A 15,216-nucleotide genomic window follows, 5' to 3' on the forward strand; every position below is an offset into this window, starting at 1 on the left:
TAATCAATATTTTAAGTTCTCGTTTTTGTCCCAAATTCCCCATCGTTGGCCTACTTCTCCTTCATGGTGCACTTTCCATGGTTCATCGAAGGAAGAAAAGTTGAATAAGGCTATATTTTCCTGCTTGGCCCATTCATTTGAAGCAGTCAGGTATTTCATTGTGTTTTCAGGGGATGGCACAGCTTCTTGCAATATTTCCCCTGAGTCAGGCCAGCCTGTTTCCGTGATGATCACCTCCTTGGTTCCTGCGGCTTTTTTGACTATTTCATACATTTTTTGCAGGTAAATCGGGGCTTGGTCAATGCTGCATCCCTCCCAGAAAGGATAGCAATTAGCCAAAATCAAGTCACAATTAGCCATAATCTCAGGGTTCTGAGAAAGAAGGGAGTACGTATCCACATAGCTTACCGGCACATTGGGCAATAACTCTTTCACTCTTTTCAAATAGTGAAGGACTTCTTCTTTGGTAAGTTCATTTCGAAGGATCACCTCATTACCGACAACGGCAATGTCTACAAACCCGTCTTTTGCGAGTCGGACGAGCTGCGATATTTCTGCTTCATTTTTTGATTTATCGGTACTCAACCAGGCGCCGACCATTGTTTTTAAACCCTTTTCTCGAGCTAATTTTGGGATCATCTCGTTCCCATCAGTACAGGAAAACGAACGTACCCACTTTGTATGCGGAGCAATGATTTCCAACCTTCGTTTGATCTGTTCTTCAGTAAGGGTGTCTCCAATATTTTGCCCTTCCAAATAGGGGCTGAAACATAAACCATGAAAACCAGCATTAAAGGTGTTTGAAAACATGGCCTTTATTTCACTATTTGACTTCCCTTCAAACCTGTTTTGGTGATTTGCTATCGCAAGCTTATCCACCTCAGAAAGCAGGATGGAATTGTCTGCTAAATATCCAGAGTAATAAGGTTTCGGCTTTAGTTTGGCCTGTTTACGCTTTTGAAGCTCGGCACGGATTTGATTGGCTTTTTCTTCATCCACATCGTAATCATGCATGAGATACATGGCTGCGATCGTTCCTAACATGGGCAGCCCGGAGAAGAACAGGCGGAGGCCAGTTACGGCTCCTTCTGGTTGAACCGCAGCATTGCCATCAAAACCTACTACTGTCAAAATCAACCCACTCAAACCTCCGGCGATGGCAAAACCAAACTTTACCATATACCAATAAATGGCACCAAATACCCCTTCTCTTCGAACTCCATAATTCAATTCATCCAGATCAATCACATCGGCAGTCATGGACATCATCAAAACAAAAAGACTACCTATACCGAAAGAATGGAATGGAAGAGAAAAGATAAACAACCATGGCTTGCCGGGTACAAAAAGAAACCACAAGGAAGTATATCCTATTAAAGCAATGCCTTGGGATACCATGAAGGCATTTTTCTTTCCAATCTTTTTGGACATCGCTGCCACGATAGGAATCACAATAAACGTGGTCACCAAGGCACCCACGCTTCCGAAAATAGGTGTCCAAAAGCCTGCTGCTCCTGCATCGCCATTAAACAGATGCCATACCACGATAAAAAAGACAAAACCAGCTACCGTATTGAATGCATTGAAAATGAAAAAAGTAGAAATACAAAGCTTTCTAAAGGGTGTTGAAGAAAAGGCCTCTTTAAATCCTCTGACGATTTGAGCAATACTATCTCCAATTGCATTGAAAGTCAGGGGTGAGAAATTTTCATTCTTGGTTGATTTGCTGGGAATAAAAATAGCCGGAACCATGGCGCACAGAGCGAAGATAACTCCCACCCAAACCGCTAGCTCACGGGTTGCGGCTTCCGGGCTGGGAAACCAGGTTGGTTCATACATAATCACCCAAAACCAAGGCGCAATTACCCAAGCCCATTGCCCAATCCACTGAGCAATGGCCATGATTTGTGTTCGCTCATGGAAGTCCTCGCTCATCTCGTAGCCCATGGCCACATAAGGAACACTGAAAATGGTCAGACCAATGTAGAAGGCAAAGGAGCCCAAAAGGAAATATATGAAGTTATAACTCACACTATTCTCCCCATAGAGCTGCCACATGACTGAGAAAGTGACTCCCATCACGATTGCACCGAGGAAAACGTATTGCCTTCGTCTTCCCCATACTGATTTGGTATTATCCGAAATGAAACCCATGATTGGGTCGGTGACAGCATCCAGGACACGCGGGAGAAAGTACACGATTCCCCACATCCAGCCTGGAAAGCCCAGGTTTTGAACGAGTACAACCATAAAAATCCCAAGTGAAGCAGGAAACATCTGGTTGGCTAACATCCCCACACCGAAGGCTATTTTTTGGCCCATCGGTATAGTTTTGGTGGTTGATGACATGGTTATTAGGGTTAGGTGGTTAATTTGTTTTTAAAACTATTTGGCAGGAGGGGCCATGACTTCTTTCAGAAGACTCTCCTTGTCACCGTTATAGGTTTTTACAATAGGATTCCCGTCTCGGGTAAGGTTTTTGAAAATGCCTTGATCCACTAAATCCCATAAGGCATATTTCGCCTCACCTTTTAGTCCAAAAAGACCAAAATGGTTTTCTGAACCTATCGGATTTTCTGAATCTTTCCACTGCTCATTGAATGCTTCAAAATAAAACATGGAAATTCCTGCCTGATCCGTCCATTCTCTCATGTGTTTGTAGTAGAGACCTTCTTTATATTCATCTGCTGCACGGGAACCTTCCACTCCATAGAATCCATCGGAAACGCTCGCCCAGCCAGTTTCGCCAATATGGATAGGTTTGTCCACTCCGATACTTTTCATGTAGTTGGCCACAGAGTCATATTGTGATTTGGCGAAATCACGGGCTCGGAGCATCGCCGCATTTACTTTTTCCAGTTCGGTCAGTTTGGACTCTTCCACAGGTACTCTCCAAAAATTCGGATTGTAATGAGTATTGTGGTAAGGATAGGTATGGATAGAGATATAATCCACCGCTCGAGCCAAATTGGCTAAGTCCTCCGTGTGATAGCTGGAATCTGCTCCTCCCCAGGATGAAAAATCATCCGAGCTGGTAATCCAAAGGTCTTTTGGCAGCTTTCTTTCTGCCTTCATATCCTGTAAATAGTTTACCCATTTAAGAATTACTGAAGGCTGTACAAAATAACTGGTAGCCCATCTGACCATCGCTTCATTGCCAACAGCAAGAATTTTGACGATGTCGGGATACTGATTGACTAATGCCACAGCCCGCTGGATTTCCGCTTCATTCTGTTCACTTTCTACATTGTGATCAGGCTCCATTTCAGTCCATGCATTTTTACAATCGATCCATGCACCCAGCATTACATACATTTCAAACTCCGGATCTTCATCCATCATCTCGCGAATGGCCTTGAGAAGGGTACCTGCATGGGCGAGTTGAACATTATACGTCCGCACGATTTTGATACCCATAGCTGATAAAATTCTCAAATCCTCTTTGAGCTGTTCGACGGTAGGCTGAATGTCTCTGGATCTTTCTCGGTAGCCTTCATAGCAGATGGCCTGGTAATCTGGATTTCCTAAAATTTCTTTTGCAGTCACTTCTTTACGTTTAGTTGATTCCACTTCAGTTGATTTTTCATTGCATGAAAATGCCGCAAATACGGCCATTCCTAGAAAAAAGGATTTAAAATAAGGTGTCTTCATAGCGTATAGGCTTATTGATATAAACTATTCATTTAAATTTTCTGCTTGATAAGTCAATCCAAATCCTAAAGGGAAAAGCGGCTGAATCGATTCTTCCCAAAAGTTTGGACCGAATTTCCCTTGAAAATCTTCTACAGATTTAGGCCAGGAGTGGGGTAATTTTCCTTTGAAATCAAAAAGTCCAAAAAGTACTTCCGCTACTCCATCTCCTTCAGAACCTGGTAACCAAGCAGCTACAAAAGCATCACTTTGCTCGATTTGTGGAGTAACGACCAGCGGTCTACCAGAAATCAAGACTACTACTGTTTTGATCCCCTTCTCTGTGTAAGCATTAATCAAGTTTTGATGCTCTTCGGTAAGGGTCAGTTGAAAAAGGTTCATTTCACCATCGATATCTCCAAAAAACTCTGCATATGGATTTTCCCCGACTACAATCACTGCCACATCCACATCTTCGATATCCGCCTTACCCTCAGCATCATATTTTACTTCACTTTGAGAAAACTTTTGGATTCCCTCCAATAGCGTGGTGGCTCCTTGATAGTTTTCTGTGGTTCCTTGCCAATTGACCGTCCAGCCTCCTGATTGTAGTCCAGAATTGTTCGCAAAAGGACCTACAACCACTATTTTTGAATTTGGCTTTAGAGGTAAAGCTTGATTTTTATTTTTCAAAAGAACCAAGGACTCCCGAACCGCTTGTCGAGCAACAGCCCGATGCTCGGGAATTCCGATCTGGTTAACCAAACTTTTATCGGGGAATGGATTTTCAAAAAGACCAAATCGAAATTTCTGCCTTAAGATCCTTCTGACGGCATCATTGATTCGTTCTTCCGGGATAGATCCATCCAAAACCCCATTTTTAACACCCTCCTGAAATCCATCCAAATCCCCATCCACGGCCATAACCATGTCGATTCCAGCCTTGATGATGTCATTTTGCCCAAATCTGGAATAAGCCTTCCAATCCGAGACCACTATTCCATCAAACCCTAGCTGTACTTTCAACAAATCTGTAATCAGCTCCTTGTGAGCATGCATGGGTTGACCATCCAGCGAATTGAAAGAAACCATTATCGAGGCAACTCCAGAATCAACGGCAGCCTGATACGGGGGAAGTAAGCGCTCGATGATTTCTTCCCGACTAAGAGAAGTAATTCCTCCCTCTTTGCCGAAATCAGTTGCTCCATCACCGATAAAGTGTTTGGCAGTGGCCATCACCCCCATATTGCCATTTTTCTCCTGATGACCTTTAATCGATGCTTCTGTAAGCTTCGTAGTGAGTTCGGTACTTTCAGAAAAAGCCTCGTAAACCCGTCCCCATTTTTCATTCATAGGAATGGCCACACAGGGAGAAAAAACCCAATTAAATCCCGTGGCTTTTGATTCAATGGCAGTAATCGCCGCGGCTTGTTCGACTAAATCAAGATTTCCAGCTGCTCCAAGACCAATATTATGCGGAAAAATCGTGGCTCCTTCATAGGTATTTTGTCCATGAACTGCGTCTACTCCAAATAATAGAGGAATTTGAAGCCGGGTTGATAAAGCTTGCTTTTGCAGTTCAGTAAATTTCTCCTGCCATTCCTCTGCATTTTTTCCGGGAACGGGTCCCTGAGTATGGATGACTGAGCCTATGAATTTGGTCTGGATATCTTCTGGGCTGATGTCGTCAAAATGGCGCACCTGAGACATCTGGCCTATTTTTTCCTCCAAAGTCATTTGTGAGAGAAGCCTTTCGATTTTCTCATCAGCCACAGGATCTAACTTGAATTTCATTGACATATTCCGATCGAATGGGCTTCTTATTTTACCGTATCCTTGCTGAGATGAACCAACAGCTTTTTGACTTCTCCCGTACGGTTAAAGATTTTTTTACTTGTTTCAGAATCTAGGACCAATGATCCTTCCTGAATAGTTTTGATTCCCCCTTCATAAAATACTTCTATTCCATTCTTATCAGATAATTCATAAATAACCGGAACTTGACAGTAGGTGAAGCATAGCGAATTTTCAAAGACCTGAAAGTCATTATTTTGCCCATCTACATCTACATAGCTAAACTCTTGGTTCTTGGTCAAAAACTCAGACCTTTTCAACATAAAAGGATGAAAGAAAAGCTTATTATCTTGGATAACTAGCCCTAATTCTCCGAATCTTGAAATAATATCTTCCTTGACTTGACCAGTCATTCCAGGTTGCTGGGCACCTTTTCCGGATGGAGTGTGGGAGTATGGATCAGTTGGAAAAGCTCCATAGACTTTAGGGCTTTTATGAACCCCGATTCCTTCACATATTTCGTAGTAGTGCGCAATGAGTTTGCTTAAGATCTTGTCAGGAGCTTTCTCTCTAGCAGCTTTTTCGCAGCATTCCCATACAGCTAGCTGTAGTTTGGAGACCATGTGCCAATAAATCGATCCCAAACCTTCATATCCGTAGAAAGTGCCTGAACGACCCGTAAATGCCTTATGATTAAATACTTTTTCAAAAACCTGAAGAGCCTCTTTTTTATCTTTCTCCGACAATGGGTAGGTATTTGGATCTAATTCCTCTAAGGCTTTAGCTAAGTCCGTGGCATTTTTAAAATTCCCATTGAAATGATACTTTCCATCCACATCCTGCTCTATTATTCTTTTATCTCCTTTTACTACCAATTTGGACAATAGGGGAGAATTGGTGACTTGGAGCTCAGGAATGTTGTTTTTTTCCAAAAACCCAGGTAATTCTTTGTTGGGATAAAGGAGATAGCTGTTTTGATCTTCCCGATATAACTTACTGCCACGCAATGCATCCAAGGTCTGCAATGCTTCTTCCGAACTTAAATAGCCAGAACTCAACACGGCCACCTGACCTTCGAGCATTTCACTGAGATAGGAGATGGACACTTCCGCTTCATTTTCTACCGTCATCAAGTTATAGGCATGGTAGAGGTTATCTTCCCGCTTATTGGCATCGATGGTGTGTTCCAAATAGCTTTGGGCTAGTTTGAAGAATTCAATCAAATTCTGAACGGAAAGACTTTTTCGCTGACTGCTGAAAGAATTCTGGTAGATTTTTGACCGATATTGACTTGCTGCTTGACCTAATGAATCCAGTACTGATTTTCTGTCTTTGTCGGTAAATTTCCCGGAAAGTAAATGTTGGTGGGTTTGAAGGGCCACATGTGTTTCTTGGAAAAATTCCACCAATTCCGCAGAGAGATTTGCCTCTTGACCTGGATTTTTTAGGAGGTTTTCAGTGAAAAAGACCAAGAATCGTCTCAAATAATAGAGTGTAACCATGGACACTCCATTTCCTACCAAGGCATTGTTGGCATCATTCCATTCCGGTCTTTGAGTATTCATCCAGATTCCTCCTTCAGGAATGAAATTGGAAATCTTGGCAAGAACCGAAGCCAAAACCTTCTCCAAAAAATTAACCTGGTGAATAGCCCCGCTTTGGTTCTGAAGTAATGCCGCATCCGAACCCAGCTTTGTCCATCTTTTCTGGATAACTTGATCTAGAGAATGATCAAAATCAATCGTATCCTTTGGGTTTTTCAGTATATCCTCATAAGGTTTGATTTTGTAGGGGACATTAGCATAAACAAAAAGATCCTCATTGAAATAGGATGCGAGTCTTCCGGGAGCATATCTCTCCGTGAACTCAAGGAATTTCAGTAAATAAATGATCTGATGGTCTCCCCAATATCCGATATAGGACCAAGGATCATCTGCCTCAATTCTTTCCCAATCAATCCCGTTTTTGGTGATTCGATAAGGATTATAACCATCAAATGTTGAGGCATTTAGGAACTTTAATATCATCCCTTCAATGTACTCAGGATAGGAGAGCGCCAAGGCTTCCCAATTTTGGAAGATGTCTCTCCAGTTACCTGCATAATCCAAGACTTTTGATCCGTCTGCCTCGTTTTTGGTATTTATTGAAAATTGATTCCATGGTCGACTTGGATCCCCATGTCTTCGGCTGAATTTCAAAGGCAAATACTCCAAACAAAGCCTCTTAAAATTAGAGTCGTTGGACGTTTGGGCGAGCTCTTTTAAAGTAGATAAGGTGAATTGCTCGGGCAAAGTCTCCAAGTTTTTTGAGTGTTTAGAGAAAATTTCCCGGTTGGCATTCAGGATATTGGCCCTCAAATCCGCCTTTTCAATTTGATAGTTGCTGTCAAATATCCCTCCACGCATGATGTTAAACATCGAATTGGCGAAATGACGAGTGTCCTTGAGGGAATCCGCAGTAAGTTGCAATGCATCAGCTGCCGCATTCAATTTGATCAATTCCTGTGTCCCTTTCTCGATGTCCTGTTGGACATGGAGCATAAGCTGTGGATCACCTTTAATGACATGTGCCAATGCTCGGATTTGGGAAACATTTTGATTGATATCCGCCATGATCATCCACTCCTTGCTTTCTCCTACTGGTAGATCCAACTCTGAGGATACGAAATAGGCTCCTTTTTTGGCTTTTATATCGGTTTCCTCTTTTGGATTTTCCCCTTTTCGGAAAGCGTCCAACTGGGAGGAGGAGAGGAGACGGGTTGGATTTTCCAAGCCAAGTGACCAAGCGATGTTCGCTTTAAGCGCCTCACTAGGCTCCGCTTTGTCCACAATGATGGCACTCAGTGCAAAAATCCCGATGCCGCTATCCCGGTCCAGCTCATTTCTTTTATAGGCATCGACCAAGTTGCTTCTCATATTCTGAAGAGCACTTCCCACCCCTTGAGGCATGATATTTTGGATCCCATCCAAAAAGGAAAGATGGATTGAATTTCCTGAAAGGTTACTTATCCGGCTAGTTTTGACAAAACCGAATTGCTCGCTAGTTGACCATTGATATTGAAAACTGAGCTGCAAGTCAAGGTTTTCCTCCTCAAAAAGGATCTTGTTGCCGTAAATGTTTTTGTAAAGGTTTCTTCTCAGTTTATACTGATTCGCAAAATGAATTGAAAAAGGTTCCCAGATGAAAGTCTCAGAATCCTTTTGAATTCTTAAAATGGTTTTGGAACCCGTGATTTCTGAAGATTCAATAATTTTATCATCTGTGTAGTAAGGAAAAAGTGCGTTTTCAGGGTCTTTTCTTCCGGCACTAATACCACCATTGCTACCGACAAACAGCCAATGGTTGGAAGGACTGATGATACTCATAAAAAATGCAGACATCTCGTCTACGTCGGAAATTTTTAAGAATTTTTCTTCTCCAATAAATACTTCAAGAAGCTTGGGTTCTTTAATTTTTGACACGATTGATTTTTAAAGTTTAGTCAGGTAAAAACAAAATTTTTTGGAATTCCAAGATAATTTTTGATATATGAAATTAGGAACTCAACCTAGCAATAGAAAAAAATGGAATACATCAATTCTTTCACATTACTACTACAAATCTTTTTTTCTAGGCAGTAATCGAGCTTTTCACACCATTCTACTATATCACTTATCAGGTATTTTTCATTGGTAGTAGAATCATCAGGCTATCCATTTGAAAAATAGTTGGAAGCAAATAAAGATGATTGTTCAAAAAAAAGGCTTTCCAGAATCTTCCGGAAAGCCTTTGAAATTTTAACCTATTAAATTTTTGGAGCTGGTCTTTGGGGGCGTGGAGCATTTGCAATTTCCTTCTCCGATAAGAACCCATCTTTATCGACATCTATTTTTTCAAAATCTGTCTGTAAAGGCCCTCTGACTTCACTTTTTGATAATTTCCCATCTTTGTTGGCGTCCATCTCTTCCAAAAGCTGTGTGAAACTTGGAGGTCCTCCTTGAGGCCTTCCTTGAGCTTGCCCGCTAGGTGGTGGACCTCCTTGAGTCCTTCCCTGGAGACTTTGCCTGATAGGATGTTCATTAGCAGTTTCCTTGCTGTGAGAGGCGCATCCATTTATTGAAAAAGCTAGGAATCCAGCGGCGATGATTTTTAGTGTGGTGTTCATGAGTATTGGTTTAATGAGTGGGATTAATTGATCCTTTGACGGAGATTAAGTTTGAATTCCTCTTTGTATTAACATTAGGATTATCCGCAATTGCACCGCAATCAAAAATTCCTTTTGTTGGGCGGTGGGAAGACCGAAGACCGAAGTTGGCTAAAACTGAACCTCAATCGGGATTTTATTTATTGTGAATGGCCTATTGGTTAGAAAGCGGATATACATTATTTGCATTTTTCATTAAGCTCTTTGGAGAGATTCATTTTGTGAAATTGATCTTCTCCATTTCTTTTTATAAAGGATAAAACTTACTTGAAAAAGCAACAGGGCCATAAGACCGGACAAAATCCAGAAACTTTTATTTTCAGCCTCTTCTACTAATATCACCTGATTTCCCTCCACTTTGAGAGAAAGTTGGTAATCATTGGATGCATTGAGGATAAACTGGCTTTTTTCCATTCCTTCCCGGATAAGGCCAAAGATGGCTTGACTATGACGGATGTTTTCAAAACCATTATTTTCCACAATTAGTGTTTCTATTTGTTCAGGCATTGTGGGAAGTTCAAATGCTATCGTGGTCGCATGCCCTAAACTCACCAAACCATGCCCTAGATGCAACTCCTTTCCATTGACATTCAAGGTAATTTTCTCCCTAAATGCGCTTAAGAGCAATTGATTGAATTCTTTTACTGATTCAAAGGAATTTTCTCCGTAAGTATCATTTACGACAAACTCCAGCGCTGTCAGCGGAGCATTTACCTGGAGGATCCATTGGCCAGATTCCTGCTCAATTATCAAAAGGGAGGATAAATCCGGATCATGGGCTTTTGCAGGAACCACAAAGGCAAGCAGAAAAGAGAATAGTAGGCTTAGTTTTCTCATCTCAGAATAATTTTGTTAGGACTCGATCATTAATAGATGTAAGCTCCATACAGGCAATTGATGAAATTATTAGCCCCAGGAGCATCCACGTGGTAGTGATAGCCTCGGATCTCATCGTAATGCCCTCTGCAACCGTCCAAATCTGTAGGTTCCGTTCCATCTTCATTAAGTTGGGCATAGATCCTGTGTCCATCCATCGCATAGCCAATCATTCCCGCATGCCCATCCTCTTGTGCAATTGTGGTGGAAACTCCCGTTGCTGCATGATAGTGGTAGCCTTGATGCACATTGATATGACCACCGGCATCGTCAAATGGAGCCAGGGTGTAGGCTCCTAGGATATTGTTGACAGGAGCAGAAGCTGAAAACTCAGTTCCGTTGAATGCGATTCCCCGAACCGAAGGCCCAAAAGAAGAACCGGGACCGGAAAAACTTGCCGATGCATTCAATTTGACTGGTTTGGTCGGAATCAACCAAGTTCTGGTCAGGCCTGTGATATGCTCAGGCACACATTCCACACAGAAATTTTTGTAGGCGGCTCCTACATTCGGATTAGCTGCATTGATGCAATCATCCAGAGTGGTAGTCTTGTAGATGTTTCCATCTGAATCGTACATTTTCCAGGTGTTGTCATTGTAGAAGCTGGCAAGATTTTTCACAAACTCCCCATCCACCTCAATGACTTTTCCATTGTCCAGCCAAATGCCTCCTGCTTCGGCACCATCGTAGATATTGTCAGGACACCAAGGTCCTAGCTGATGATCTGTAGGTATCCCGGCTACAATTTGGTAGCAAGTGGTGCTGGTCCCATTGGAAAGAGTACAAGGAACAATCGATACGATGGTTCCTTTTAAAAAAAGATCAGGATCAACTTCAAGGACGGTTCCAACTTCAGTATCCAAATTCAAGTCTTCTTTGCAGCTATAGGATGAAGCTATTAAGGCTACTATCACTAATAAATTTGTTATGTCGCCTAGTTTTTTCATTTCTTCGAGTATTTGAAAGTATAGACGCCAAGTCCATTGATATCCCTCGCTTCAATGAAAATTCTTTTATTCAAAGACCCTTTTTTTGATTAATTCTGGAAAAAGATTGAATGGTTTGAGAAATAAAAAATCCTGCTTTTGTCAAAAGCAGGATTCTGTAAAAAAGAGATGGGGATTAATTGACTTCCATTTCTATCGAGGAGGATTTCCGGGAGGGGGACCAGCAGGCCCGGAGTTTGTAATGGCTGGAAGAATTTTTGCAATCACTTCCTCAAATTTCTCCAATTGCTCTGGGGCACATAGCCCCTTTAGCTCTTCAAAATGAGAAAAAGTCACTTCTATTTTCTCCCTGTTTATAGCTTGTATTTCCTCCATCAGCTTAATCTTTTTTTCTTCCGGATTTTCTTGGCTCAATTGATCGAAATAGTTGCTAATCAAGGTCCTTTCAATTTTTTCCAAACTGGTGATATTCTCCCGGTGAGCCTTGGCCATGATCTCAAATTGAGATTTTTGTTCTTCAGAAAAGCCTAATTCCCTGGCAATCTCATCCTTGATTCCTATTTGGTTAGGCATAGGCCTTTGGGGCGGCCGTTTGGGACCCATGGAGAATATTACCATCAAGGCAATATTTATTGCCAAGAGGATAAAAAATCCGATTTTATAAATTGACTTATTCATTGTCATAGAGGTTAAAATCAGAAATCAACTGAGGGTATTCGCTCACGATTTCCACATTTGAGGAAGTGGATTCAGTATTCATTCTGTTAGAAATTACCCAGATATTAGAAGTTAGTACCAATGCCAAAGAAGCAGCAATCCACATCCAAGCCTTGCCGGTAGATTCCTCCTTTATAGAAATTGTCTTCTGCTGTGCCAGTTTTTGCTGGATTTTCGAAAAACCGTGCTTGGGAGCCTCAGCCCTTTGGATTCCCTCCAGACTAGTTAAGACTCGATTGACTGCATCTTCTCTTTTCATATTCATCTTGACGTATTCTTTTTGTTAATCCCTCGCTCCGGGAAAAATTTTTCTAATTCCTGTCTCAAATTTGCCTTGGCTCTTGCAAGCAATGATTCCACTGCCTTCCGGGTTTGGTTCATGATTTCCGCCACCTCCTGCTGGGGTAGTCCTTCTATTTGCGTTAGGATAAATACTGTTTTCTGATTTTCGGATAATTGATCGATTGCTCTAAATAAGTGTTTGGCATCTTCCTGGTTTTCCATTTTCACTCCTGGGTGCACAAAGTCAGGGGATTCGTATTTTATTTCTGCTGAGTCTTTGATATACAAGGATGTAAAAATCCCAAAACGCTTTTGACTTTTCTTTTTCCGCAGAAAATCCAAGGACTTGTTGACCGTGATTCGATAAATCCAGGTGCTTATTGACGAGTTAAACTGAAAATTAGATGCCGTATTGAAAATGGTGACAAACACATCTTGGAGCAATTCTTCAGCGTCTTCGGCATTTTTGGTATAACTCAGAAGTGTATTGTAAACCCGACTAGAATACCGGTTATACAGCTGTTCCAAGGCTTCTTCGCTTCCTCCAGCAATGGCTTGTAAACAGCTTTTTTCGTCAATCATCCAGTTTTTGAATTGATAAAGAAAGAAATGAGATTATCGGGTGTTTTCCAAGTTCCCGGTTATAATTCCATTCTAGAAGGCATTTTTTTCGGCTTTATCAATGCGGAGAGATTACAGGAGCGGATTTTTGTCCTTAGGAAATTCTCCTAACTTCCTCCAAAAAACATCCTTCCTATGAAAAAGCTTTTTTGGATTTCATTTGCGGTGATTTGGGCATGTAATCCCAAACTTCAAGATGATTCGGAACAAAGAGTATTTGTTGATTTACAGGGCATAGATTCCACCATTCGCCCCGGAGATAATTTCTTTATGCATGTCAATGGCAAATGGTATAACTCTGCTGAAATAGACGCTGACCAAGTGGGAGTTGGGTCATATTCTTTCCTTAACATTCCGCAGAAAAAACTACTTGAAAGTATCCTTGAGGAAGTTTCAGCCACCCAAAATCCTGAAGGCAGCATTGAGCAAAAAGTTGGAGATTTCTATGCTTCAGGCATGGATACCCTTGCGATCAACTCACGCGGCTTTGAACCGGTTCAGTCTAAGCTTTCGCAAATTGACGCCATTGGCTCTTTATCAGATTTAGAGAAGTATTTGGTAGCTGAGCTCCAATACAGCAGTGAATCCCTCATTGGCCTGAGAATTTCCCCGGATGATGAAAATAGTACCATCAACATCATTCATTTGAGCCAAACCGGCCTTGGCTTGCCAGATCGGGATTATTACTTCAAAACAGACTCTTCCACGCTTGGAATTCAGAAAGCCTACCATACTTACCTTTCTACCCTTTTTCAGTTAACAGGTAAAATGGCAAAGGATGCCGAAACCGCTGCGACCAAAGTTTTTGAGATAGAAAAGCAGTTGGCGGAATCCCATAAAACCCGAATCGAGCGTAGAGTAGTGAAAGAAAACTATCACAAGGTCGCCGTCTCTGATTTGGATAAAAAACATGGAAATATTAGCTGGAAAGAGATTTTTGAAGGTTTGGGACTAAAGGCAGATTCTCTTGACATCAGGCAACCGGCTTATTATGACAAGCTCAATGGGCTTTTGAGATCAGTCTCATTGGAGGATTGGAAAACTTATCTCAGAGCTCACACCTTGACCGAATACGCGAACTATCTGAGTTCTCCTTTTGAAAAAGCCGCTTTTGAATACACCAAAGCCGTTTCTGGGCAATCTAAACAGTTGACCCGCGCTCAAAAAATGGTTCAGCAAGTGGATCAGCAATTAGGTTTTGATCTGGGACAATTGTATGTGAAGCGATACTTTGATGAGAATGCGAAACAAAAAGTATTAGATCTTGTCAACAACTTACAGAAGGCCTTCGAACAGCGGATCAACAACTTGGACTGGATGAGCGACAGTACCAAAACCCAGGCCAAGGAAAAGCTTTATGCCATCACCAAAAAGATAGGCTATCCAGATAAATGGAGAGAATATCCGGTGTCCATTGACCGTGAAAAATATTTCGAAAATGCATTGGCCTTGCGAAAAGACAATGCCCGATATCAATTGGAAAAGTTTGGAAAAGCACCTGACAAGACGGAGTGGGGGACTACTCCAAGCACGGTGACGGCATATTACAATCCTTCCTTGAATGAAATTGTCTTTCCGGCAGGGATTCTCCAGTACCCTTATTTTGATCCCAATGCAGATGATGCCATCAATTATGGAGGCATAGGAATGGTAATTGGCCATGAACTGACCCATGCTTTTGACGATCAGGGGGCTCAGTTTGATAAAAATGGAAATCTAAAAAACTGGTGGACTAAGGAGGATTATGAGAAGTTTAAAGCCAAAACACAATTGTTGATCGATCGATATGACACCTTCACTGTTTTGGACTCTGTTCCTGTCAAAGGTGCAATGACAATTGGAGAAAATACGGCTGACAATGGGGGAATCTACATCGCCTACAATGCTTTCAAGCTGACCCAACAAGGCCAGGATACTACAAAAATCGACGGATTGACTCCGGATCAGCGTTTTTGCTATTCTATTGCCAGAATCTGGAGAGTGAAAACAAGGGATGAATTTATGCGAAACTATGTGAATACCAATTCCCATTCTCCAGCCATGTGGAGAGTGAATGGGCCTCTTATGAATTTTGAGCCTTTCTATGCTGCCTATGGAATTCAGCCAGGGGATAAAAATTATAAAGAGCCTAAGGAAAGAATTAAAATTTGGTAGAAATGGGTTGAA

General features: G+C 41.7%; 11 protein-coding genes. 1 reads left to right on the forward strand and 10 read right to left on the reverse strand.

Going from position 1 to position 15,216, the window contains the following annotated elements:
• Positions 1–3 precede the first annotated feature (3 nt).
• The 10 genes from G458_RS0109340 to G458_RS0109390 all read right to left on the reverse strand — a co-directional run bounded on the left by G458_RS0109340 (position 4) and on the right by G458_RS0109390 (position 13,011).
• Positions 4–2,349: an MFS transporter gene (locus G458_RS0109340; protein WP_026951674.1), complete on the reverse strand. Its 2,346-nt coding sequence runs from the start codon at positions 2,347–2,349 to the stop codon at positions 4–6.
• 36 nt (positions 2,350–2,385) lie between these two features.
• Positions 2,386–3,651, reverse strand: a complete 1,266-nt coding sequence (locus G458_RS0109345) for a glycosyl hydrolase family 17 protein (protein WP_026951675.1) — start codon at positions 3,649–3,651, stop codon at positions 2,386–2,388.
• Positions 3,652–3,675: 24 nt separating this feature from the next.
• Entirely contained in the window at positions 3,676–5,424 is a 1,749-nt protein-coding gene (locus tag G458_RS0109350; RefSeq protein WP_245579256.1) for a glycoside hydrolase family 3 protein, read from the reverse strand.
• 26 nt (positions 5,425–5,450) lie between these two features.
• Entirely contained in the window at positions 5,451–8,885 is a 3,435-nt protein-coding gene (locus G458_RS0109355; protein ID WP_245579257.1) for a hypothetical protein, read from the reverse strand.
• 323 nt (positions 8,886–9,208) lie between these two features.
• Positions 9,209–9,568, reverse strand: coding sequence for an EF-hand domain-containing protein (locus tag G458_RS21655; RefSeq protein ID WP_084438846.1), 360 nt, complete (start codon positions 9,566–9,568; stop codon positions 9,209–9,211).
• 234 nt (positions 9,569–9,802) lie between these two features.
• A complete protein-coding gene (locus G458_RS0109370; protein ID WP_026951680.1) occupies positions 9,803–10,444 on the reverse strand; it encodes a hypothetical protein in 642 nt (213 codons plus the stop codon).
• A 29-nt stretch (positions 10,445–10,473) separates the two neighbouring features.
• Positions 10,474–11,430 (reverse strand): YHYH protein, encoded by a 957-nt coding sequence (locus G458_RS0109375; RefSeq protein WP_026951681.1) that lies wholly within the window; start codon positions 11,428–11,430, stop codon positions 10,474–10,476.
• Between the two features lie 192 nt (positions 11,431–11,622).
• Complete coding sequence (locus G458_RS0109380) at positions 11,623–12,108, reverse strand: hypothetical protein (protein WP_157359740.1); 486 nt, start codon at positions 12,106–12,108, stop codon at positions 11,623–11,625.
• Positions 12,101–12,406, reverse strand: a complete 306-nt coding sequence (locus G458_RS0109385) for a hypothetical protein (protein WP_211234626.1) — start codon at positions 12,404–12,406, stop codon at positions 12,101–12,103. Before G458_RS0109385 ends, G458_RS0109380 begins: the two co-directional genes overlap by 8 nt.
• A gap of 2 nt (positions 12,407–12,408) precedes the next feature.
• On the reverse strand, positions 12,409–13,011 hold the full coding sequence (locus tag G458_RS0109390; RefSeq protein WP_026951684.1) for an RNA polymerase sigma factor: 603 nt from the start codon (positions 13,009–13,011) through the stop codon (positions 12,409–12,411).
• A gap of 174 nt (positions 13,012–13,185) precedes the next feature.
• On the opposite strand from G458_RS0109390, the gene G458_RS0109395 reads away from it, so the two are divergent.
• Complete coding sequence (locus tag G458_RS0109395; protein ID WP_026951685.1) at positions 13,186–15,204, forward strand: M13 family metallopeptidase; 2,019 nt, start codon at positions 13,186–13,188, stop codon at positions 15,202–15,204.
• The last annotated feature ends 12 nt before the right edge of the window (positions 15,205–15,216 follow it).

This window comes from Algoriphagus mannitolivorans DSM 15301 (assembly GCF_000429425.1).
Lineage (GTDB): Bacteria > Bacteroidota > Bacteroidia > Cytophagales > Cyclobacteriaceae > Algoriphagus > Algoriphagus mannitolivorans.